This is a genomic window from Ereboglobus luteus (genome assembly GCF_003096195.1).
Taxonomy (GTDB): Bacteria; Verrucomicrobiota; Verrucomicrobiia; order Opitutales; family Opitutaceae; genus Ereboglobus; species Ereboglobus luteus.
The window spans coordinates 3,587,800-3,609,138 of sequence record NZ_CP023004.1 but is presented as its reverse complement, the minus strand read 5'-3'; the positions used below and the strand labels follow the sequence as shown (position 1 = coordinate 3,609,138).

At 60.1% G+C, this 21,339-nt stretch carries 17 protein-coding genes; 7 read left to right on the top strand and 10 right to left on the bottom strand.

The window, feature by feature from the left end; all coding sequences use genetic code 11:
• Nucleotides 1-216: 216 nt before the first annotated feature.
• Nucleotides 217-1,566, top strand: a complete 1,350-nt coding sequence (locus CKA38_RS13155; RefSeq protein ID WP_161554910.1) for a glycoside hydrolase family 30 protein — start codon at nucleotides 217-219, stop codon at nucleotides 1,564-1,566.
• A gap of 57 nt (nucleotides 1,567-1,623) precedes the next feature.
• Here the strand turns inward: CKA38_RS13155 and CKA38_RS13150 are convergent, their stop codons facing one another.
• The 5 genes from CKA38_RS13150 to nagB all read right to left on the bottom strand — a co-directional run bounded on the left by CKA38_RS13150 (nucleotide 1,624) and on the right by nagB (nucleotide 9,753).
• Nucleotides 1,624-2,475: a PIG-L deacetylase family protein gene (locus tag CKA38_RS13150; RefSeq protein ID WP_108825891.1), complete on the bottom strand. Its 852-nt coding sequence runs from the start codon at nucleotides 2,473-2,475 to the stop codon at nucleotides 1,624-1,626.
• Nucleotides 2,476-2,645: 170 nt separating this feature from the next.
• Nucleotides 2,646-4,055: an ROK family protein gene (locus CKA38_RS13145; protein WP_108825890.1), complete on the bottom strand. Its 1,410-nt coding sequence runs from the start codon at nucleotides 4,053-4,055 to the stop codon at nucleotides 2,646-2,648.
• Between the two features lie 54 nt (nucleotides 4,056-4,109).
• Nucleotides 4,110-6,080, bottom strand: coding sequence for a sodium:solute symporter family protein (locus tag CKA38_RS13140; protein WP_108825889.1), 1,971 nt, complete (start codon nucleotides 6,078-6,080; stop codon nucleotides 4,110-4,112).
• 60 nt (nucleotides 6,081-6,140) lie between these two features.
• On the bottom strand, nucleotides 6,141-7,811 hold the full coding sequence (locus CKA38_RS13135; protein WP_161554909.1) for a beta-N-acetylhexosaminidase: 1,671 nt from the start codon (nucleotides 7,809-7,811) through the stop codon (nucleotides 6,141-6,143).
• Nucleotides 7,812-7,845: 34 nt separating this feature from the next.
• Nucleotides 7,846-9,753: a glucosamine-6-phosphate deaminase gene (gene nagB / locus CKA38_RS13130; RefSeq protein ID WP_108825887.1), complete on the bottom strand. Its 1,908-nt coding sequence runs from the start codon at nucleotides 9,751-9,753 to the stop codon at nucleotides 7,846-7,848.
• A gap of 226 nt (nucleotides 9,754-9,979) precedes the next feature.
• Between nagB and CKA38_RS13125 the strand changes: the two genes are divergently transcribed.
• Nucleotides 9,980-10,867: an AraC family transcriptional regulator gene (locus tag CKA38_RS13125; RefSeq protein ID WP_108825886.1), complete on the top strand. Its 888-nt coding sequence runs from the start codon at nucleotides 9,980-9,982 to the stop codon at nucleotides 10,865-10,867.
• 33 nt (nucleotides 10,868-10,900) lie between these two features.
• Here CKA38_RS13125 and CKA38_RS13120 read toward each other — a convergent pair whose 3' ends face one another.
• Both CKA38_RS13120 and CKA38_RS13115 read right to left on the bottom strand, forming a co-directional pair.
• Nucleotides 10,901-11,845, bottom strand: coding sequence for a tyrosine recombinase XerC (locus tag CKA38_RS13120; RefSeq protein WP_108826587.1), 945 nt, complete (start codon nucleotides 11,843-11,845; stop codon nucleotides 10,901-10,903).
• Nucleotides 11,846-11,889: 44 nt separating this feature from the next.
• Nucleotides 11,890-12,600: a MazG family protein gene (locus tag CKA38_RS13115; RefSeq protein ID WP_108826586.1), complete on the bottom strand. Its 711-nt coding sequence runs from the start codon at nucleotides 12,598-12,600 to the stop codon at nucleotides 11,890-11,892.
• 183 nt (nucleotides 12,601-12,783) lie between these two features.
• On the opposite strand from CKA38_RS13115, the gene CKA38_RS13110 reads away from it, so the two are divergent.
• From CKA38_RS13110 to CKA38_RS13090, 5 genes are all read left to right on the top strand, one after another.
• Nucleotides 12,784-13,788: a serine/threonine protein kinase gene (locus CKA38_RS13110; protein WP_108825885.1), complete on the top strand. Its 1,005-nt coding sequence runs from the start codon at nucleotides 12,784-12,786 to the stop codon at nucleotides 13,786-13,788.
• 46 nt (nucleotides 13,789-13,834) lie between these two features.
• Nucleotides 13,835-15,397, top strand: coding sequence for an RNA polymerase factor sigma-54 (gene rpoN / locus CKA38_RS13105; RefSeq protein ID WP_108825884.1), 1,563 nt, complete (start codon nucleotides 13,835-13,837; stop codon nucleotides 15,395-15,397).
• Between the two features lie 257 nt (nucleotides 15,398-15,654).
• A complete protein-coding gene (locus CKA38_RS13100; RefSeq protein WP_236919037.1) occupies nucleotides 15,655-17,070 on the top strand; it encodes a DUF1343 domain-containing protein in 1,416 nt (471 codons plus the stop codon).
• A 158-nt stretch (nucleotides 17,071-17,228) separates the two neighbouring features.
• Nucleotides 17,229-18,032 (top strand): hypothetical protein, encoded by an 804-nt coding sequence (locus tag CKA38_RS13095; protein WP_108825883.1) that lies wholly within the window; start codon nucleotides 17,229-17,231, stop codon nucleotides 18,030-18,032.
• A 433-nt stretch (nucleotides 18,033-18,465) separates the two neighbouring features.
• Nucleotides 18,466-18,846 carry an RNHCP domain-containing protein gene (locus tag CKA38_RS13090; protein ID WP_108825882.1) on the top strand — a complete coding sequence of 127 codons (381 nt, stop codon included), beginning with the start codon at nucleotides 18,466-18,468 and terminating at the stop codon, nucleotides 18,844-18,846.
• Nucleotides 18,847-18,940: 94 nt separating this feature from the next.
• Here CKA38_RS13090 and CKA38_RS13085 read toward each other — a convergent pair whose 3' ends face one another.
• The 3 genes from CKA38_RS13085 to CKA38_RS13075 form a co-directional block, all read right to left on the bottom strand.
• On the bottom strand, nucleotides 18,941-19,858 hold the full coding sequence (locus tag CKA38_RS13085) for an endonuclease/exonuclease/phosphatase family protein (protein ID WP_108825881.1): 918 nt from the start codon (nucleotides 19,856-19,858) through the stop codon (nucleotides 18,941-18,943).
• 104 nt (nucleotides 19,859-19,962) lie between these two features.
• Nucleotides 19,963-20,370 carry a protease inhibitor I42 family protein gene (locus tag CKA38_RS13080; protein WP_108825880.1) on the bottom strand — a complete coding sequence of 136 codons (408 nt, stop codon included), beginning with the start codon at nucleotides 20,368-20,370 and terminating at the stop codon, nucleotides 19,963-19,965.
• A 29-nt stretch (nucleotides 20,371-20,399) separates the two neighbouring features.
• A complete protein-coding gene (locus CKA38_RS13075) occupies nucleotides 20,400-21,287 on the bottom strand; it encodes a polyprenyl synthetase family protein (protein ID WP_108825879.1) in 888 nt (295 codons plus the stop codon).
• Nucleotides 21,288-21,339 lie beyond the last annotated feature (52 nt).

Below are 21,339 nucleotides of genomic sequence, written 5' to 3'. Positions count from 1 at the left end.
AACCGTCCCGGTGAGCTGAGACTATGCGCGATTCACCGGGACGGTTCGCCCTGCCCCAAACAGACTGCGCCAAACATTAATAAATATTTATTCTGAATGTTTTAATCGACTCAGCAATTCCTTGCGTTTCACATGCGCGCTATGCGCCCTCTTAAAAACCTCCTCCTAGTGCCTGCCCTGATTGGCTGTGCGTTATCCGCCTTCGCCGGATCTTATGTGCCGAAGGACAACGAAATCCAGTTTCGCATCCTGCAAACCACAAAGGACAAGGCCCTGCGCGAAGTGTCGTCGACACCTTTCACGCGACACGAATACAGTTTGCTCAAGTCGATCGACTTGGATGCCGCCAGGCCTTCGCACGAATATTTCGGCATCGGGGTTTCAATGACCGACGCCAGTTGCTGGCTGCTTTCACAGATGGATATCGAAGCCCGCCACAAAGTGCTCAAGGAAGCGTTCAGCTCCCGCGGCATGAACATCTCAATGATACGCCTCAACTGCGGATCGAGCGACTACGCAACCGAGCTCTACAACTACAACGATCACGAGGGCGATGTTGAGATGAAGAAATTTTCCGTGGCGCGCGACGAGGCCTATATGATTCCGATCATCAAGCGCGTCCACAGTTACCGCTCCGACCTGTTCACCTACGCGGCCGTGTGGAGCGTCCCGGGCTGGATGAAAGATTCCGGCGCCATGTGCGGCGGCAGCCTGCTCGACAAATATTTGCCGTCGTTCGCGGCCTATTGGACAGCCTATCTCAAGGCCTACAAGGAACGCGGCATTCGCATCGACGCCGTCTCGGTGCAAAACGAACCGGGAACCGACCAGCGCGGCGGCTGCCCCGCGACGCTTGTCTCCGCAAAACAGGAAATCGAACTGGCCGGAAAACTGATGCCCACGGCGTTCAAGGATGCGGGACTCGACACGGAAATATGGTTGTATGACTGGGATTACGAAGGCCGTGATCGCGTGAACCAGATGCTCGCGGATCCCGATGTGAAGCGCAACGCGGCGGCCGTGGCATGGCATCCCTACGCCGGAAAGCCCGAGATGATGCGGGAAGTTTTGAAACAAAATCCGGGCACGAAAATGCACCTGACCGAGCGCGGCCCCAACCTGGCGCTGAAAGACATCCAGACTCCGAAATGGTGGTCGGAGGTGATTTTTGGCGCCCTCAACAACGGCTGCTCCTCCTTCACCAGTTGGAATCTGCTCTTGGACGAGGACGGCCAGCCCAACACCGGAAGATTCCCTTGCGGCGGCCTGATGTCGATCGACACCGAAACCGGAAAAGTGAGCAAGAGCACGCAGTGCGCAGTGTTCTACCACTTCAGCCCCTACGTAAAGCGGGGCGCGCAGATCATGGCCATTGAGCAGCCGGACGACGCGCTGACCGCCATCACATTCAAAAACCCGGACGGCCAGTTTGTGATCGTCGTTGCCGCCGGTGAAAACCCCAAGGTGCGCCAGCGCTTTCAGGTCAAATTCAAGAACCAGTATCTGGCCGTCTGCCTGCCGCTGAACAGCTGGTCGCTGACAACCGTCATCATCGACAAACAATAATTATCTCATCGCAATGCCGGGGGCGCGCGCTGTGGCGCGCCCTTGCGTGCGTGCTTATCAAGAAAACTTCTTGATGCGGTCGGCGACGTCCTGGCGGAAGCGGTCGATGTAGGCGAGCGTGTATTCGGAAATTGAATACTCGGGGTTTTCCACGAGCGGCGTCAGGTCCATGGCCCAGTTGATGCCTTCGTAAACATCGGTGGCGTGCGAGGTGTGGTAGGTGGCGTTCGCGAGGCGGCGGCCCGCCGTGGCGAGGTCGTAGCGCTTGCCTCCCGTGATCTGCGAGTCGAAGACGCCGACGAGCGAGGCACCGATGTTCGGGTGCGCGCCGGTGTCGAGCGCGTGCTTGTCGGTGTCGCACAGCCAGTCGAGGTCGCGCCAGACTTCGCAGCCGATCACTTTTTTCGGACGACGCTCCGCTGGAAGCGCGCGCAACGCCTTGAGGCTGTGCGAGAGCACCGCTATGTGCGTGTCGTGCTTGTCGGCGGGCTGGTGCAAATAGACGACCTCGGGCGCGCATCCGGCGAGGATCGCGGCGAGGTCGGCTTGCACGCCGGCGTCGGCCGGGTTCTTCACCGCCGCGCTGGGATGCGCGAGCTGAAACTGAATCGAATAATCGCCGACATAGGCGGCCTTGCGCTGCTCGCGGCGGCGGATGCCTTGCATGGCTTCGTCTGTGTAATCCTTGTAGGGGCCCGAGCGCGGGCTGCCCGCGCCGTTGGTGACGACGACGCCGGAAAACCATTTGTCGTCGCGGCCAAAGCAGGCGGCGATGCCTTGGTAGGCCATGATTTCAATGTCGTCCTGATGCGCGGCGATGCACAGGTGCGTGGTGCGCTTGAGCGCGTCGGCGGGCGCGAGCGCGGATTCGGGAACAAAGGTGTCGGCTTCGTTGCGTGTGAATTTCATGATGCGTATGTGTGGTTGTTGGTTGTTGAAAATTGCCTGTTTTGGAGTGCGGCGGCAGAGGGCTCAGAGCCTGGCGACGCCGCTTTCGAATGCGGAGAAAATTCGCAAATCGTTCAAAGCGGTGTCGCCGCTTCGCTCTGCCACCGCACTCCAAAGAAAAATCGTCGTCGTCATTTTTGCATGTCAGTTATCGCCGGCAGGCTGGCGGCGGCGATGGCCTGGCCGTGGCGTTTTTCCTGCTCGCCGGGCGTGCGCAAGGCGAGGCGCGAGGAGAGTTCGGGGAACTCCGCATCCAAGACGGCGCGCGCGCGGTCGATGATGACGCGGCCGCCCTCGCCGGATGTCACGCGGCCGAGGATGAGGATGTTGCGCAGCTCGTAGAAATCCGCGTAGTGGGCGAGCGAATAGCCGAAGCAGTCGCCCACGGTTTCGTAGATGGCGCGCGCGCGCGGATCAGCCTTTTTCATGGCCTCCTGCACGGCTTCGAGTTGCTCGGGCATCGGCATGGTTTCGGGGAATCCGAAACCGGCGGCGCGGGCGAGGCGCGCCACGCCTTGCTGCGAAAAATACTGCACGCCGCAACCGCCGTCGCCCGACCATTCATCGCGGGGCGCGTCCTCGCGGTAATCGACTGGCACGAACGCGAGCTCGTTGAGCCAGGGCGTGATACCGCCCTTGGTGGTGACGTAGCCGCCGGCCTGGCTGGTGCCCATCGAGACGCCGAGCACGGCGTTGTCCTTCATGAACATCGAGCCGGCGAGCGCGGTCACCTCGCCGTCGTTGACGACCTCGAAGGGCACGCCGCCCCAGCGTTCGCGCAGGTCGGGAAACATGCGGCGGATTTTTTTCTCAAAAAGCTCGGGTGTGATGTTGCGGAAAAGCGACGCGACACGCACCTCGTTGTTCACATACACGCCGGCGGAGCTGCCGCCGATGGCATCGACGCGCGGCAGGTGCGCGGCGGCGCGAACAAGCAAATCCTGCACGCCGTCGATGTGATACGAGGGATCTTTTTCGAAATACGGACTCCACGGGATTTCCTCGGAAAACACCACGCGTCCGTCGATGAGCGCGGCGACTTTGCGATCGCTTCCGCCGAGGTCGAAACCGATGCGGCAGCCGTCGAGATGCCCGCCAACCGAAAGCTCGTCCTGCGACTCGAATGCGGACGCCGCGTTCGACTCATCCGCGCGGGCGACCTCGAAGGGGTTTCCGTAAATCTTAGCCCCCATCATTTCGCAGTCGAACGCGCGCTCGCCCTGCGCTCCGTAAATGCGCTTGAGCGGCTCGACCAGTTCGTCCGCGCCCGCGATGAGCACACGGCAGCCGCCGCGCTGCCAGAGGAGAAACTTGATCATGCGCTCGATGTGGCGGAGCGTGAGCGCGGCCCGCGGATGACCCGCGGCGAGTGCGCGCGTGCGATGGGTTGTGCGGCCGCCATCGCCGCGCACGAGCGTGATTTCGACGTCGCGCGCGCCGTTGTCGTTTGCCACCAGCCGGCCGTAGGCGCGCGTCCAAAGCGAGGCGGGCACAAAGGCGGGATCGAGGGGAGGTGTGATTTTCGGACGAATGTCTGTCATGGGAAAAATAGATTTTTGAAATTTGTAGGGGCGCACCTTGCGTGCGCCCTGGTGTCAGCCCAGCTTGATGCGCGTGGAGAGCCGCAGCGTGGCAAGCGTGGCGAGCACCGCGACGACGCAGAGCACGATGCCCAGCGTCGAGCGCCCGTAGAGCAAATTGCCGATGCCGAACAGGGCCGACCAGATCGCAAGGCAGCCGACCATCATGCACAGCAGGCCGGTGGGCACGTCCCACTTGCCCTTCGCAACCGACGACGCGGGCATCGCCGCGCTCACCTTGCGCCAGCCGGGACCGCCCGCGCGAATTTTTTCACAGAACTTCGCGAGCACTTCCTGCGGCTCCGGTTGCGTGAGGAACGTCACGGTCAGCCAGCCGGCGGTTGTCAGCAAAATGCCGAGGACGAGTTTCCACGCACTGTAATCCATGATCGAGAACCAGCCGCTCTCGCGCATGGCCGCCTCGATGCCGAGATGCGGCGCGCCCCATTGGAAGAAGCAGGCGACGGCGAAGGAGACGATCATCGCGGTGATTTCGCTCCACGCGTTGATGCGCCACCAGAACCAGCGCAGGATGTAGAGCAACCCGGTGCCGGCGCCGATTTGGAGGAGAATGTCGAAGGAATCCTTCGCGTTTTGCATCCAGAGCGCGACCACTCCCGAAAGCACAAGCAGCGCGAGCATCGAGAGCCGACCGACGAGCACGGCGTGGCGCGGGCTGGCGTCCTTGCGGATGAAGCGCGTGTAGAAATCCTGCACCACGTAGGAGGAGCCCCAGTTCAGGTGCGTGGCGATGGTGGACATGTAGGCGGCGATGAGCGAGGCGACGATCAAACCGAGCCAGCCCTTGGGCATCTTGGAAATCATGCCGGGATACGCGATGTCGTGCCGCAAGAACTGCTCGTCCACCCGGGGAAACTCCCGCGCGAGGCTGCCCGTTCCGGCGGCGTCGGCGCGCGCCTGGCGCACCTCGTTGCGCACGGTTTCGCCGAGTGTCGCGTCGCCGCTTTCGTAGCGTGTGACGAGATCCTGATTCGCGGCGAGCCACGTGCGCGCGGCGGCCTGCTGGTCGGGCGGGGTGATGGGAAATTGCGTCAACGAAACCAGCGCGACGATGATCCACGGCCAAGGTCGGACGGCGTAGTGCAGGAAGTTGAACAGGAGCGTGGCGCCAACGGCGTTCTTTTCGTTTTTCGCCGAGAGCATGCGTTGCGCGATGTAGCCGCCGCCGCCGGGTTCGGAACCGGGATACCAGACGTTCCACCACTGCACGGCCACGGGGAGAATCAACAATGTCATCAGTGTCGAAAGTCCGCCCTCGCGGTCGGGAAACATCGCCATGCGCGCCGAGACGTCGGCGTTGGAAAACAATTCACCCAACGACGAGATGCCGCCGACCTCGGGCGATTTGACCGCGTAAACCGCCGCAAAAATCGCGCCTACCATCGCCACGGAGTATTGGTAAAAATCCGCCCAGATCGACCCGGTCAATCCGCCGAGCGTCGCGTAAACCGCCACGCCCGCCATGGCCCACAGCAATGTTTCCACCGGCGAAAGGCCGAAGAGCACCTGCCCGATCTTGATCGCCGCGAGCGACACGGTGGCCATGATCATGACATTAAAAAACACGCCCAGATACAGCGCGCGAAATCCGCGCAGGGCCGCCGCGGGACGCCCGCTGTAGCGGATCTCGTAAAAGCCGAGGTCGGTGTCGAGCGCCGAGCGGCGCCAGAGTTTCGCATAGACAAAAACCGTCAGCATGCCCGTCAGCAGAAACGCCCACCACACCCAGTTGCCCGCCACGCCGTGCGTGCGCACGATGTCGGTGACGAGGTTCGGCGTGTCGCACGAAAACGTGCACGCCACCATCGAGACGCCGAGCAGCCACCAGGGCATGGAGCGGCCGGAGAGAAAGAAGTCGCCGGCGCTGCGGCCCGAGCGGCGCGCGGCGGCGGAACCGACGAGCACCACCGAGATCAGAAAGCCGGCGATGATCGCCAAATCGAGAAACGAGAGGTTTGTTAGCATGGGGAGTGTGTGGGTTTTCTTCTACAACAAGGAAGCAATGATGCGTATTGAGACAATTAATTATCGCGCCCGCGCGGGCGAGCCGTCGGGACGGCGGTAGTTGGCGTTGACCTTGTCGAGATAACGAATCGCGGAAGGCAGGCGCTTTTGGAAGCAGCTCCAGTCGCGCGCCTCCTTCGGGCTCCACGCAACCTCCGCCAGCGCGAACATGCGCGGATACAGGTTATACTCGGCGCGGTTCCAATCGAAAAGATATTCGCCCCAAAGGTTCGCCTGGCAGCCGAGCACTTGCTTCTCGCGCTCCGGCGGCGTGCCCTCGGGAATGGGCTCGAAGTGATACGCCTTCTCCAGCGTGACGAGCCGCTGCGGACGGTTGCCGGAACGATTGAGGGCGGGCTGCTCGTAATAGGGATCGGCCAGCTTGTCGTCGGCGGAGGCGAGGTAGTCCAGATAACAATGGGAGTTTGGCGTCATCACGACATCGTTGCCTTTTTCGATGGCGAGCCGCGCCCACTTCCAATCGCGCCAGACCATCATCGTCGCGGTTGGCGACAGGCCGCCCTCCTGGATTTCATCCCAGCCGACGATGCGGCGGCCGCGCGCGTTGAGATATTTTTCGATGCGCGCGAGGAACCACGATTGCAGCTCGAACTCGTCCTTCAGGTTGTTTTCACGAATGATTTTTTGCGCGAAGGCGGACGCCTTCCATTGTTTTTTCGGAGCCTCGTCGCCGCCGATGTGGATGTATTTTGAATTGGGGAACAGCTCGCAAACCTCGTCGAGCACATCCTGCAAAAAGCGAAACGTCTCATCCTTGGGCGCGAAGACGTAGGGCTTGACGCCCCAAGTTTCGACGACCTTGGGCGCGTAGCCTTCGATGTCGCTGTTGCCAAGCTCCGGATAGGAGGCGATGGCGGCGGCGGCGTGCCCCGGGATTTCGATTTCGGGGACGACGGTGATACCGCGCTGGTGCGCGTAGGCGACGATCTCGCGGACCTCGTCCTGCGTGTAATAACCGCCGTGCGGCACGCCGTCGGGCTTGTTGCGGTCGCCGGGCGTGGGAGAGTTGGCGCGCCACGCGCCGATTTGCGTGAGCCTGGGATATTTTTTTATCTCAATGCGCCAGCCCTGGTCCTCGGTGAGATGCCAGTGCAGCGTGTTGAATTTATACAGCGCCATGGCGTCGATCAATCGCTTCGCCGCAACCGGGCCGAAGAAGTGCCGTCCGTCGTCGAACAACACGCCGCGCCACTTGAATCGCGGCGCGTCGTGAATGCGCACGACTGGCAGCGTGACGCGCGCGCCGTCCCGCGCCACGAGTTGCGCGAGTGTTTGCAACGCGTAAAACGCGCCGTTGCGGGCGGACGCCTCGATGCGCACGGCGCCATCCGCGGCGACCTCAAGCGCATAGCCCTCGGGATGCGCGATGTGCGCGTTCGCCGAGCGCGAGGCGGAATCAACGCTGATTACCGGACGGCCCGCCGCGGTCGCCGTTGTCGGGTGCACCGCCAGGCGCAAGCCCGTCCATTCCAAAAGCGTGTCCGCATACACGCGCCCAAGCGCGGCATCGGCGCACACAATGACATGCGCCGCGCCCAACGGCGCGTCCGCCTTCGCATCGTCGCGCACGATCTGCGCGGGACGCGGGATGACATTGATTTCACCGGCGGCAAGCCCGCATGAAAGGACAACGCACGCAAGCGCGCCGAGGAGTAGTTTGTGTGGAGTCATGGATCTGTGATGGGAGGGAAACGGAAACCAACTATTATTCCATCCACTGCCGGAACGGTTCGATCGCCTCGTAGTTGGCGAGGCCGAACTCATCGTAGGCGCGGGCGACGGACTGGTTGTGCTGCTCGGCCTGCTGCCACGCCTCGCCCGCCTGCTGGCTGCGCGCGGGCGTCTGGCTGCGCTGGCTTTTGTGATGGCAGATGGATTGGATCTTTGCGGACAACTCCATCGGGCTCATCGGCACCGCCATGTCGATTTCGGCGATGTCCCAGATTCCCGAGGCGCCGCGATAAATCCACACGCGGCAATCGCGCCGCCACGCGTCGCCGCGCGTTTTCTCAAGCGCCTGCCGCAACACGCTGAAACAAATCGCGGGCAGCGAGCTCGGGTCCTCGGACGCGCCCGTGGCAAAAATCTGATGCGGCTCGATCTTGCGCAGAAGCGCCACAACCGCGTCCACATCCGCGTCGCCGATTCGGAACTGGCGGTAGCGGCCCTGTTCGTAAAACGGCAGGTCGAGGAAGACCGAGTTTTCCTTGGTCACGCCGCACGCGCGGACGGCGGCGCGCTCCTCCTCGCGACGCAGCGCGCCCTTGAAGCGGCGCAGTTCCGGCGGGTCGATGTCGAACGCGGATTTCTCGTCGAGTTGCTGCCTGATTTTTCGGACAAATGTATTGCTGGCGCCCTTCGCGTCGGAGTCCTCCAGCTCGATCATGAAGTCGGCATACGAGGCGGCCTCCTCGTCGGGCACGCCGAGGTTGCCCGATGTCTGGCAGGCCACGGTGACCTGGTGCCCCTGCTCGACAAGACGGCGAATCGTGCCGCCCATGCCAATCACATCGTCGGAAGGCTCGGGGCTCAAAACGAGCACGCGCTTCGGATGCGGCGCGGCGCGCTCGGGACGATGCGTGTCGTCCGCGTCGGGCTTGCCGCCGGGCCAGCCGGTGATGGTGTGCTGGAGTTCGTTAAAAATGCGGATGTTGAGGATGTAGGCGGGTCCCTGCTCCGTGAGCAAATCGGTCATGCCGTGCTCGGTGTAGTCGTCGTCGAGGAGCTTGAGCACGGGCTTCTTAACCTGCCTCGAAAGCCACACGACCGCGCGGCGCGAAATCGCCGGAGTCCACTCGACCGGGCCGACCAGCCAGGGAAGTTTTATGCGCGTGAGCTCCGACGCCGAGGCGCGGTCAACATGGAAGGTGACGTCGCCATGCTGCTGGAGGAAACTCGCGGGCAGCGCCTCCGAGGGCGGCTTCTCCGCTGCGTCGGCAACCACGCGCGCCTTGGCCCCGCCCCACGAAAGCAGGACGATGCGGCGCGCGTCGAGAATCGAGCCGACGCCCATGGTGATCGCGTGGCGCGGCACATTGGCCTCGCCGATAAAATCGCGCGCGGCGTCGCGGCGCGTCATGCTGTCGAGCGTGACCAGGCGCGTGCGTGAATCCGCGCCGGAACCCGGCTCGTTGAAACCGATGTGTCCGGTGCGCCCGATGCCGAGCACCTGCAAATCGATGCCGCCGGCGTCCTTGATTTTCTGCTCGTAGGCGCGGCACCACGCAAACACCTCCGCGCGCGGCACCATGCCGTCGGGGACGTTGATGGCGGATGCGGGAATGTCGATATGGTCGAAAAGCTGCTCGTGCATGAAGCGCCAGTAGCTTTGCGAATGCTCGCGCGGCAGGCCGTGGTATTCGTCGAGATTGAAGGTGACGACGTTTGCGAAACTCAGCCCCTCCTCGCGGTGCATGCGGATCAGCTCGCGGTAAAGGCGCACGGGCGTCCCGCCCGTGGCGAGCCCGAGGACGACTGAGCGCCCGGCCTTGGCGCGGGCGCGGATTAACTCGGCAATTTCGCGGGCGAGCGTGCACGACGCCTCGTCGGCTGTATCATAAATCTGGATACGGATGCGCTCGCGTTGCTGGCTTTCGGTGGTGACTTGGTTCATGTGTGGCGTGTGACGTTAATGACGTTAAAAAAGCTTGCCCATAATAACCGCCGTCGTGTTCATGTGAAATGGCAAAAACGATTATGTTTTTAACAAAAATGACAAAAGCTGTGAACGCCATGAACGGCAGGGCGAACCCTCCGGGTGAGCCGCAACAATTTGAATATCGTTATATAATTTCGGCTCAGCCGGAGGCTTCGCCCTACCCCCTGCCCTATTCCGCACCATGACTCCCGATCTTAAAAAAATGATCGCCCTGCTTCCGTCGCCGAAGCACCCGCTGCGCGGACGCCGGACGGTGCCGCTCAACCTGCCCGAAAACATTATTTGTTTTGGCCGGCGCGCGGCCTCCGCCCTCAACCAGCCCCAGCGCGGACGCGCGCTGCACCGCCGTTTCGTGCTCATGCTCGCGCTTCAAACCGGAGTGACCGTGCGCGTGGACGACCGCGAAATCACATTAAACGAAGGCGAGGGCCTGATGGTGTTTCCGTTTCAATTTCACGACTACACAAACCCCGGCGACGAGACGTTGCAGTGGTTGTTCATCACGTTCGACCTTGTGGACGACGGGACGATGCAGGCGTTGCGCTACCAGCCGTTCGCGATTTCGCCCGCGATGCGATCCCTCGCGACGGAACTGGTCGCGGCCTATTTAAAAACCGGCCCCGCGGCCAACGACCTCATCACGCTGCAACTCTCGCTCCTGCTCGCGCACATCCGGCAGACAAAACCCGCCTCGCAACGCCGCGCCAAACCCACGCTCGCGCCCGGCCTCTTCACCAAGGTCAACGAAATCGTCGAGGACAAGGCGCAGCCGCCAAACGTGAAGGTGATGGCATCGACGCTCGGAATCAGCGTGAGCCATCTGCGCGCGCGTTTCCGCGAATCGTGCGGCGTGAGCCTGGGAAAACACCTGCGCCGCCTGCGCTTGGAAAAAGCGCGCGGCCTCCTGCGCCTGAGCACGCGCCGCGTGACGGAAATCGCCGAAATGTGCGGCTTCTCGTCGGTCTACACCTTCAGCCGCGCCTTCCACACCGCCTACGGTGTCGCCCCCCTAAACTACCGCAAGGGCGGCCATGTGAAATTGCAGACGAATCAGAGGAGGAAAAAGTAATCCGTTCCCTTGCGCGGCGGAATCGTCGCCATGTTACGTCGCCCGCGGATGGGCTTTTTTATAAATGTCGCGCAAGCGCGCCACGCTCACATGTGTGTAAACTTGTGTCGTGCTCAGGCTCGCATGGCCGAGCAACTCCTGCACGAGCCGCAAGTCCGCCCCCGCGTTGAGCAAGTGCGTGGCGTAGCTGTGACGCAGCTTGTGCGGCGAAATCTCCAGCGGCAAGTCGGCCAGCGCGAGATAGCGCTTCAACAACAACTGCACTTCGCGCACCGTTATGCGCGCGCCGCCCTTTGTCTCGAGCACGGGCGAGCCCGGTGTTTTTCCCTGCGCGAAATCGGCGCGAAATTTATTCAACACCGCCATCGCCACGCGACCCAGCGGACAAAGGCGCTCCTTGTTTCCCTTGCCCAGCACGCGGGCGACTCCGCTCTCAAAATCGATGTCGCCATAATTGAGCGCCGCGAGTTCGCTCACGCGCAATCCGCCCCCGTAAAGCAGCTCCATCGCAAGCCGGTCGCGCCACGCCATGAACGGGTCGATCGTCTCGTTTTCGAGCAGGAGCATAGGCCCGTTGAGCAGGCGGCGCATTTGTTCCTCGGTAAGAAATTTGGGCAGCCGTTTTTCAACTTTCGGCAGCGGAACGCTCGTGAACGGATTCGCCGCAAGCCGTCCCTGGCGCATCCAATACCTGTAAAACGCGCGCAACCCCGACACATGATTGTGCAACGTCTTGCGATCAAAGCGCGCCTGCGACTCGATTACAAAGTCGCGCACATCGCGCGCGGTGAGCGCCGCGAAAGTATCGTCACCGCGCGCCAGTTTCGCGCTCTCAATCCAGCGCCAGAAATCCTCGAACGCCTGCCGGTAGTTACGCACCGTGTAGCGCGAGTAGCGGCGCTCCTTGGCGAGAAAATCGAGAAACGACGCAAGCCAGTCGCGGGCGATGGTATCGGGGATGGGCGGGAGTTGGTTCATCGCGCGGATCAAATCTCAAGTCTGGAAATCCCAAGATACGGCAATCAAGCGCCGGTGTTTTTTGTGATTCCAGAATTCGCGAGTTTCTCCTCCACCGCGTCCATCACCTTCGTCGCGTGCAAGCGCAACGCGCCCTCCGGATCAAGTCCGCGCTGGCGGGCGGCGGCGGCGATCTCGAAAAGCATCTTGCCGAGCGCCGCCTCGTCGAGCTGGGCGGCGATCTCGTTTACGCGCGCATCATCGACGATGTCCTTGCGCGGAAGTTTTTTCTTTTCGATTTGTTTCCAAACTGCCTCGGCAAACATGAGCGCGGGCAGGCGCGGCGGCAGGTCCTTGAAAAGTTTCTCCTTGGTCGCGTCGGCTCCCTTCGCGGCCTTTTCCTGCAACTTGATCTGGTCCCATTGCGTGATGACCTTGTCCGGCGTGTCCACGCCGCCGTTGTCGGAGCCGAACACATGAGGATGCCGCCGGATGAGCTTTTCGTTTATGTCGCGCGCCACATCCTCGAGGTCGAACAACCCGCGCTCCTCGGCGAGGCGCGAGTGAAACACAACCTGGATAAGCACATCGCCCAGTTCCTCGCGCATGTGATTCATGTCGCCGCGATCGATTGTTTCAAGCAGCTCGCTCGTTTCGTCGATGAGGCAGTGCGCGAGCGTGGCGTGCGTCTGCTCCTGGTCCCAAGGGCATCCGCCCGGCTCGCGCAGGCGCGCCATTGTGCGTTTTAGTTTCTCGATTTCGCTGAGTTCGCTCATGTGCGGAGTGATACGCAGGCGCGCGCCGATTTCAAACGACAAAAACGCATATCCCTCGCAAATATCAAATCTCCAAAAAATCCGGCACAAAATCCGCCGCCCATGCGTCCCATGCAGCATGTTTCGTGCTAGATTATCCTTTCATCACTTGCCAGAGTCCAAAACCCTCTTTTCTTAACATTCATGCAGAACCTCAAACAAATCTCCACCGAGCTGCGCTACGATATCGCGCGGAAAATCGCCGAAGGCGGCATGGGCATCGTCTATGAGGCGGCCCAGCGGGGCGCGGGCAATTTTTCGAAAAGCGTCGCGCTCAAGGTCATTCGCGAGGAGTATTCCGCCATCCCCGAGTTTCAAAAAAACTTCATCGGCGAGGCGCGCCTCGTGGCCGACCTCATCCATACCAACATCGTCCAAACCTACCACCTCGGCAAAACCGGCAACGGCCTCTACTACATGGTCATGGAGTTCGTCCGCGGCCCGCACCTTGAGCAACTCATCGAGCGCCATCATGCGCTCCGCCAGCACATCCCCATCGACATTGCCGTGTTCATCATCTCCCGCGTCGCCCGCGGCCTTGCCTACGCCCACGGCAAAACCGACAACGACGGACGCCCCCTCAAAATCGTTCACCGCGACATCGGCCCAAAAAACATTCTCCTCACCTTCGAGGGCGACGTGAAACTCACCGACTTCGGCATCGCGAAAGCCCTCGACCTTATGTATAATGAGGAAGGCAAGGTCATCGCGGGCAAGGACGAATACCTTTCGCCCGAGCAGGCCACCTACGCCGTCACCGACGCGCGCGCCGACCTCTTCCCCCTCGGCATCGTCCTCACGGAGCTTCTCCTCGGACGAAACATATTCCGCTCCGCCGACCGCCTCGAATCGCGGCGCAACATCCTCTCGATGCGCATCCCGAAATTCGCAACCCTCCGCTCCGATATCGACGAACGTCTCGAGGTGATCATCCAAAAAGCCCTCCACCGTGATCGCGAAAAACGCTATCAAACCGCCGAGCAAATGCTCACCGACCTCGAGCTCTATCTTTACTCGGACCGCTACGGTCCCACCAATGAAAAGCTCGGCGTTTATATCAAAAAAATCATGAACTACGCGCCGCCCGGCACGCGCTCGCCCCTTCCTCCGCGCATGGGGCTGCATCAAAATAATAACCTGCAAAGATAAAACGAACCTCGCGCACACCGGGGCAGTTTACACTCCGCATTCACGCATGAGCGGCAACCTCAACCAAGGACTCCAGCAACGCCAGACGCAAAACCTCGTTCTTGCGCCCCAGCTCCGCCAGTCCTTGAAAATCCTCCAGGTTGCCGCCCTTGATCTCCGCTCAGTCATCCAAGAGGAACTCCAGTCCAACCCCACCCTGGAGGAACTCGCCAACGACACCGGATCCATCTCGCTCGAGCGCGCCGCCGAGGACGCCGCCAATCGCGATGATCCCGCGGGGGACAACACCATCGACCGCCCCAATTCCGACGACCCCGGCAGCGACGACGCCACCACGCACATCCTTCCCGCCGACGACACTCCGGACGACAACTCCCGTCCCGAAGCCCTCGATTTTTCCAACGGCAAGGAATACGAAATTCTCCAAAAACTCGACCAGGACTGGCACGACCACATGGCCAACGCCGGCGGCGCCCAGCCCTACACCTCCGACGACGCTGAAAAGCGCCAGCACTTTCTCGAATCCATCACCGCCGAAACCTCCCTGCAGGAACACCTACGCGAACAAGCCGACCTCGCCGACCGCTCGCCCCAAACCACGGAGGCTCTCAACTATCTCATCGGCTCGCTCGACGACCGCGGCTACCTCACCCAATCCCCCAACGACATCGCCCTCCAAACCGGCCTTCCCCTCGACGCCGTCCAGAAAGCCCACCGCCTCCTCCAAACATTCGACCCCACCGGCATCGGCGGTGAAAACATCCAGGAATGCCTCCTCATTCAGCTCGCAGCCAAAAACCGCGCGGACAGCCTCGCCGCGAGCATCATTCGCGACCACTTTGACCTCCTCACACGCCGCCGCATCCCCGAGCTTGCGCGAAAGCTCGCCGTCCCCGCCGACGATGTGCAGGCAGCCATCGCGGAAATCGGCGCGCTCGACCCCGCTCCCGGACGCCGTTTCGCCCACGACAGCAATCGCGTCGTCATCCCCGACGTCACCGTCACCAAGGACGGCGACGAATGGAAAATCGAGCTCAACAACGATTATATTCCCCGGCTCCGAATCTCCAACACCTACCGCGAACTCATAGCCAAGGGCGGCCTCACCAAACAAGAGCGCGACTACATCCAGGAACGCATTCGCTCCGGCAAGTTTCTCATCAACTCCATCGAGCAACGCCAGCAAACCATCGAGCGCATCACTCGTGAAATCCTAAAAATCCAGCGCGAGTTTTTCGAGGAGGGCGTTTCGAAGTTAAAACCCCTCACCATGATCCAAATCGCCGACATTGTCGGCGTGCACGAAACAACCGTCAGCCGCGCCATCGCCAACAAATACATCAAAACCCCGCACGGCACATTCGAGTTCAAATACTTTTTCACGTCCGGCTACCAAGCCGGCGACGGCGCCGCCGTATCAAACACAAGTGTGAAGGAAATGATCGCCGACCTCATTGCCGTCGAGGATCGCGCGCACCCCCTCAGCGACCAGGACCTCGTTGAAAAACTCGCCGAAAAAAGCATCACAATCGCCCGCCGCACCGTGGCGAAATATCGCGAGGAACTGAACATCCTCCCCAGCAACCTCCGCCGCGACTACACCGGATAAAAAACCAATCGCGGAAACGCGAAAGGGCGGAAATGCCTTGCTCCACAAACCATGATTTCGGCGGAAACTCGCGGGATCAAATGTCGCTGGAAATCATTTATCACCGAATCATCAAAACACGAGATTGCGCTCTCGTGCTTTGATTCTTTTCCGCGCTTTTCACTCTTCAGCGTTTCCGCGATTAAAAAACACTGCGAACAACTTTTTCGCATAATCGCTCGACGAATCCGCGCGCGCTCGCACAGTGACCGTCACTCATGCGCAGTCTCGTCAGCAAATTTCCGGTTTCGTCACTCATCCCGCTCTTCGCCACTTTCGTCGCGCTTTTCGGACTCGCGGGCTGCACCTCCGAACCCACTCCCGCCGACACGCGCATTTCGCCCGTCACAACCGCGCAGACACCAGTCATCACCGCGCCCTCCCAGCAACGGCCCTCAACACCGGTCACGCCCGCAAACGCCGCATCGCCCGTCATCCCGCGCAACACTGGCCCCAACATCATGCTCGGCATCGATGTGCTCGAGGAGGGCGGCTTCAAGCAAATCGCCGGCAAACGCGTGGCGCTCCTCTCCCACCCCGCCGGTGTGAACCGCTACGGCGTCAGCACAATCGACGTCCTCCGTCGCGCCAAAAACGCAAAACTCGTCGCGCTCTTCGGTCCCGAGCACGGCATCTACGGCACCGCGCGCGCCAGTGAAAATGTTGCCGACACCATCGACAGACGCACCGGACTCCCCGTCTATTCGCTCCACGGCAAAAATCGCCGCCCCACGCCCGAGCAGCTCAAGGGCATAGACGCCCTCCTCATCGATCTTCAGGACAACGGCTCGCGCTCCTACACCTTCACCACCTGCATGAAATACGCGATGGAAGCGTGTTTCCAAAACAACGTCGAAGTCATCATCCTCGACCGCCCCAACCCGCTCGGCGGTCGCAAAGTCGACGGCCCCATATTGGACAAAACCCTGTTCAGCGGTGTCGGCCAGATGCCCATTCCCTACGTGCATGGACTCACAATGGGCGAGCTCGCGCGCATGGCCGCAGGCACGCCGGGCTGGCTCGATGTTTCCGCCAACATCAAAGGCCGCCTCACCGTCGTTCCCATGCGCAACTGGCGCCGCGGCATGCGCTGGCCCGAAACCGGCCTGCGCTACGTGCCCACCTCGCAATACGTTCCCGACTTCTCCGCGTGCGTCGGCTACGCCATGACCGGGCTCGGTTGCGAGATCGGTGGCTTCAGGCACGGCATCGGCACGCAATTTCCCTTCCGCGGACTCTCGCACAAGGCGCGCCCCGTCGATCCACTCCTGCGCGATCTCAACGCGCTCAAAATCCCCGGCCTCGGATTCCGTAAGATCACCCTCACCGCGCCCAACGGCTCGGCCAAGGGCGACGGTATTTTTGTGGAGGTGACCGATTGGGAATCCTGGCGCCCAACCGAACTCAGTTTTCACCTCATGCGCCTCGCCTGTGTTTACAATGCGCAAAACCCCTTTGCCGCCGCCAGCCCGGTCGTCGCCCGCAGATTCAATATCCACACCGGAAGCCATTGGTGGTGGAACACCATCGTGAAGGAAGGCGCCAGCATCGACGTCAACCTCTTCCTCCGCGCATGGCACCGCGAGTGCCAGAAATTTCAGCACGCAAGCAGACAGTTTTGGCTGTATAATTAAAAACAGAATGTGCCGCCAAATGGCGGGATCAGACGTGGGGAAGCCGGGCTAATTACAAAAATACACCGCCATTGTAATGACATTGCTGTTTCATAACGATCTACTTCTGACAAGGTTTCCGGCGTCCACCAACATAACAACCGTAAACACATAACAACATGAGCAACGTCCCCGCATACCCGAAAGACCTCACCAAGGCCGCCTGGAAAAAACAAAAAAGCCTGTTCGCCAGCGGAAAGGAAATTGAAAAAAAATTGGATGCCTGCGAAACCAACTGCAACGACCTCCTAGCAACCCTTGGAAAATGCGAGGATGAGCTAAACTCCCGTAACAAGGGCAATATTGATATCAGGAGAATTCGTGAATCCATTTTGGGACCATTTCAAAAATTCACGGGGGAAATCAAGGAGGTCGGCAAATTCATGGAGATGATCGCAACCAATGCGGCCAAAAAGGAAAAAGGGAAGACCTCAACCGACAAGAGTGTCGTCAAGTTCAATGCGTCATTCCAACTCGCCGCCAAGGGCTATATCTCCGACATGGAAAGATACAGGGACGAGCTTATTGATAAGCTCAAAGACGCCGAGAAGGGCTTCATACAGGCACTCAATGATTTCGACGGCCTTGTGAAACGATACAGGGATTCGGAAAAAAGATTCGACGCGATCATAGTCAAGGGCAAGAAGGCACTCCAGGAAGTGCAAACGGCATCCAAAGATGCCGCCATGCGTATCCGGCTTAAGTATGAACAGGATTTCATTAACTTAGCCCATGCGCACTTTAACACAAGCGAATCCCAGTTTGAAACCTTCATGGAAAAGCATGCCGCGTGGAAAACGCATTACGAGTTGAAGAAAAAAATCGTGGAATGCACCACCCTCAGGGCGAAGCAACAGGGGGTTATCAAAGTGATTCAAAACATCATAAAAACGCTGGGCAATCTTGCAAAGAAGGCAAATTAAGAGGCAAGTTGCAGATAAACGAACAAAGACCGGCGAATTAGAAACGCCGGTCTTTGTTATTGGGAAATTTTTGAAGTTAAAAACACATCCGCCACCGGAAATCGACACACACGGGCAGGGCTTGATTTATTCATCAACACCGGACGGGGCAAATACTGAGGGGCTCGCGCGCCATGCGCCTGAAAATAATTCTGAATGCTTGACTGGCATTCGCCGATGCGCACGGTTGGAGGCTCATGACAAACAATTTAGGTGAGTCCGCAAAGTAATACACGCACACTGGTGAACACTGTGAGCGAGAGAAGGTCTGGTTATGCCCCGGCAACCATGGCGTCCCGCTCCGCAAAGTGGATCAGTGGCGTGTAAACATAGGTAAGGGAGCCTGCGCGCAACGCGGCTCCAGTTTATTGCCGCCGGGGTGTTTTTCACACCTATGTCTCACTTTACTGATCCGTCGCAGCGTCGGCGGTCGAAACAACACACTTGTCATTCATCGCCAGCCGCGTGGTTAAAATGCCGCCATTGCGGAGGGGAATTCTCACTAAACGCGCCGGGCACGCGACATCGCAATCACTGCCCATGGTGCCTTTGGAGCATCCATCTCGACGACAAACCGGGCGACCGAAACTCGGATTGTCATGGAGGAATGGAGCCCATCGCCGTGAGCGCGTGTCCCGATGGCGAATGGCTGATCGTGCACCAATGCAAAACCTGCTTCGTCGTTCACATAAACCGGATCGCCGGCGACGACAGCGAACGGGAGTTGCTAGGGCTCGCCGTGCGTCCGCTCAAGCTATCGCCATTCCCAATATGATTGATGACGGGATGAGCAGGGCCGCACGAAACCGCGCCCTGCTCATCCTGTTAATCCCATCCCAAAAATCAGTCGTCCAATTATCCGCAATCTTTCACTTCTTCTCCGTGTAAACCAGCTCCGCCGAGACAAAATAATGGTCACTCGGATAGCGCCGGACACCATCGACGAGGCGGCTGTCCTTGATGATTTCGGCGGCGACGGGTTTGAGGAATTTATTGATGAGGATGTGGTCGATTTTCACCCGCTTCTTCTCGCCTTCAGTCCCGTGAAAAGCGTGGAAGGTTGCGCCCGGCTCGGCGGGGCCGTGCACGATCGCGTAGCTGTCCATCCAGCCGTCCGCCGTTGTTTTTTTCATGGGCCCGGAATTCATGCCGCAATTAAAATCCGCCGTCATGAACGCGGGGGTGCCCGGCGGGAGCGTTTTGGCAAAATCGAGCATGATATCCATCTGCAGCATGCGCACGGAATCGGAGTCGTGCTGCAAGTGGGCGTTGATCACGCAGAGCTGTTTTCCGGTGACCTTGTCCTTCAGCAGCACCCAGTTTGCGACACGGCGCGTGGCCCCGGGAAACATGGAATTTTCGACATGCGGCGTGGGTGAAAGCCAGAAGCCTCCCTCGTTCATTTTCTTGAAGCGCTTGGTCGAATACATGATGGGGTTTATGGGCTGCTTCGAACGGTAGATGGTGTTTGAAAGCGTGAAGCCGGGCATGGCTTTCAGCAGGTAATCGGTGATGGCGGAACGGTTTTCCTGGATGCAATAAATGTCCGCGTTTTGGGCCACGATGACGCTTCGGCAGATTTCCTTTCGCTGATCCCAGCCATTGCCGGTTTCGTAGTCCTCCTTCATCATTTGCCGCACGTTGGCGGTGACAACCCTGAAGCCGTCGGCTGTCTGCCTTTTGCGAAGCGCGAACTCACCGGATGGCTGCGCCCAAATCGATCCCGATATCATCAAGAAAGCCAGCGCGACTGAGATTATGAAAGGGAAGCTTTTTTGTTTTTCCATGATGTTGCGGAGACTGATTTGAAATGAGGACTGAGGTTGATTTGAGGCGTTTGGTCAATTGACGGCAAACATGATGACGCTCGGAAAACCGAGTCTCCTTCCGCTCATTTCACCTTCACATTCACCGTAAAGGTTTTTAACGGCGGTTTGTCTTTTTGGGCGGCGTGCCGGTATATGAATTCGAGCGGTTGTTCGCCGATGTGGATTGTGCGCATCAGATAGGTGAACTTGCCCGGCTTGCCCGCCTCGGATGCCTTGGAATACCGGCCTTCGATAAGCGCCATCCCCGCCACGTCCGGTGGCAGCGGACGCAACTCCCACACGTAGCCCGCCGCCATGTCGCCGGGCATCTCGATCACGAGTATATCGCCCAAAACAATGGTCACATCCTTGGATGGCTCGTCGTTTTTCAGCACAACACTCACCTGATGCGGCATGCGCGCGGATTTTGGGCATCCGCACAGCGCGAAAACGGCGGCGGCAATGGAAATTATCAAAATCAGTTTTTTCATCGAAATAATTTTTAAACGGGTGCGAATTCTTATTTTTGCCGGTCGAGCATCGACGCGATCAGTTCGCGCAGAAAAGTCGTGTCGCCGGGCAACTGTGCGAGCGCGGCCAGCGCGGCTTGCGTGTGCGTTTCGGCGTGACGGCGCGCGCCGTCGATTCCGTAAAGGCGCACATAGGTCGTCTTGCCCGACTTCGCGTCCTTGCCGGCGGTTTTGCCGAGCGTGGCGCTGTCGGCAGTCGAATCGAGAATGTCGTCAACAACCTGGAATGCGTGCCCGAGTTCGCGACCGAGTTCGCGGAGCGCGTCGAGCTCGCTTTCCGACAGCAGGCCGCCGCACATGCCGCCCATGACAAGCGACACGCGAATCATCGCGGCGGTTTTGTTGAGATGGATGTATTCAAGCTGCTCACCCGTGGCGTCGACTTTTTTCTCGGCAAGCAAATCCTCCATTTGTCCGCCGATGAGCTGCTCGCTTCCCGCGGCGGCGGCAAGTTCGCGCACGAGCGAGCGCGACAATTCGGGATCGGCGGAATAATGCGTTGCCAAAAGCAAAAACGCGTGCGTGAGCAACGCGTCGCCCGCAAGCAACGCCGTGGCTTCGTCATATTGTATGTGCGCGGTGGGGCGCCCCCGGCGCATGTCGTCGTTGTCCATGCACGGCAGGTCGTCGTGGAGCAGCGAATACGTGTGGATGCACTCGACGGCAATCGCCGCGGCGACCGGATCGTGGAGCGGGTTGCCGCGCAAATCGGCCGCGGCAAGGAGAAGCACGGGGCGCAGCCGCTTGCCGCCCGCCTGCATGCCGTAGCGCATGGCCTCGTGCAAACGCGATGGACGCGCCGCGGCGGCGGGCAGGAGCCCGTCGATTGCCTGTTCGACGCGGGCGATGTAGGTGTTGAGCTTTGTTGAGAAATCCATGGGGGCGGTATCCGGTTCTTGCAATTTGCGTTATTGTGTCAAAACAGATCCC

What these genes read in the sequence shown, in the direction of transcription:
- CKA38_RS13110 (WP_108825885.1), top strand. Translation starts at nt 12,784, where the DNA reads ATGCAGAACCTCAAACAAATCTCCACCGAGCTGCGCTACGATATCGCG.
- CKA38_RS13090 (WP_108825882.1), top strand. Translation starts at nt 18,466, where the DNA reads ATGTCTCACTTTACTGATCCGTCGCAGCGTCGGCGGTCGAAACAACAC.
- CKA38_RS13135 (WP_161554909.1), bottom strand. Translation starts at nt 7,811, where the DNA reads ATGACTCCACACAAACTACTCCTCGGCGCGCTTGCGTGCGTTGTCCTT.
- CKA38_RS13075 (WP_108825879.1), bottom strand. Translation starts at nt 21,287, where the DNA reads ATGGATTTCTCAACAAAGCTCAACACCTACATCGCCCGCGTCGAACAG.
- CKA38_RS13080 (WP_108825880.1), bottom strand. Translation starts at nt 20,370, where the DNA reads ATGAAAAAACTGATTTTGATAATTTCCATTGCCGCCGCCGTTTTCGCG.
- CKA38_RS13125 (WP_108825886.1), top strand. Translation starts at nt 9,980, where the DNA reads ATGACTCCCGATCTTAAAAAAATGATCGCCCTGCTTCCGTCGCCGAAG.
- CKA38_RS13100 (WP_236919037.1), top strand. Translation starts at nt 15,655, where the DNA reads ATGCGCAGTCTCGTCAGCAAATTTCCGGTTTCGTCACTCATCCCGCTC.
- CKA38_RS13085 (WP_108825881.1), bottom strand. Translation starts at nt 19,858, where the DNA reads ATGGAAAAACAAAAAAGCTTCCCTTTCATAATCTCAGTCGCGCTGGCT.
- CKA38_RS13140 (WP_108825889.1), bottom strand. Translation starts at nt 6,080, where the DNA reads ATGCTAACAAACCTCTCGTTTCTCGATTTGGCGATCATCGCCGGCTTT.
- rpoN (WP_108825884.1), top strand. Translation starts at nt 13,835, where the DNA reads ATGAGCGGCAACCTCAACCAAGGACTCCAGCAACGCCAGACGCAAAAC.
- CKA38_RS13145 (WP_108825890.1), bottom strand. Translation starts at nt 4,055, where the DNA reads ATGACAGACATTCGTCCGAAAATCACACCTCCCCTCGATCCCGCCTTT.
- CKA38_RS13150 (WP_108825891.1), bottom strand. Translation starts at nt 2,475, where the DNA reads ATGAAATTCACACGCAACGAAGCCGACACCTTTGTTCCCGAATCCGCG.
- CKA38_RS13115 (WP_108826586.1), bottom strand. Translation starts at nt 12,600, where the DNA reads ATGAGCGAACTCAGCGAAATCGAGAAACTAAAACGCACAATGGCGCGC.
- nagB (WP_108825887.1), bottom strand. Translation starts at nt 9,753, where the DNA reads ATGAACCAAGTCACCACCGAAAGCCAGCAACGCGAGCGCATCCGTATC.
- CKA38_RS13120 (WP_108826587.1), bottom strand. Translation starts at nt 11,845, where the DNA reads ATGAACCAACTCCCGCCCATCCCCGATACCATCGCCCGCGACTGGCTT.
- CKA38_RS13095 (WP_108825883.1), top strand. Translation starts at nt 17,229, where the DNA reads ATGAGCAACGTCCCCGCATACCCGAAAGACCTCACCAAGGCCGCCTGG.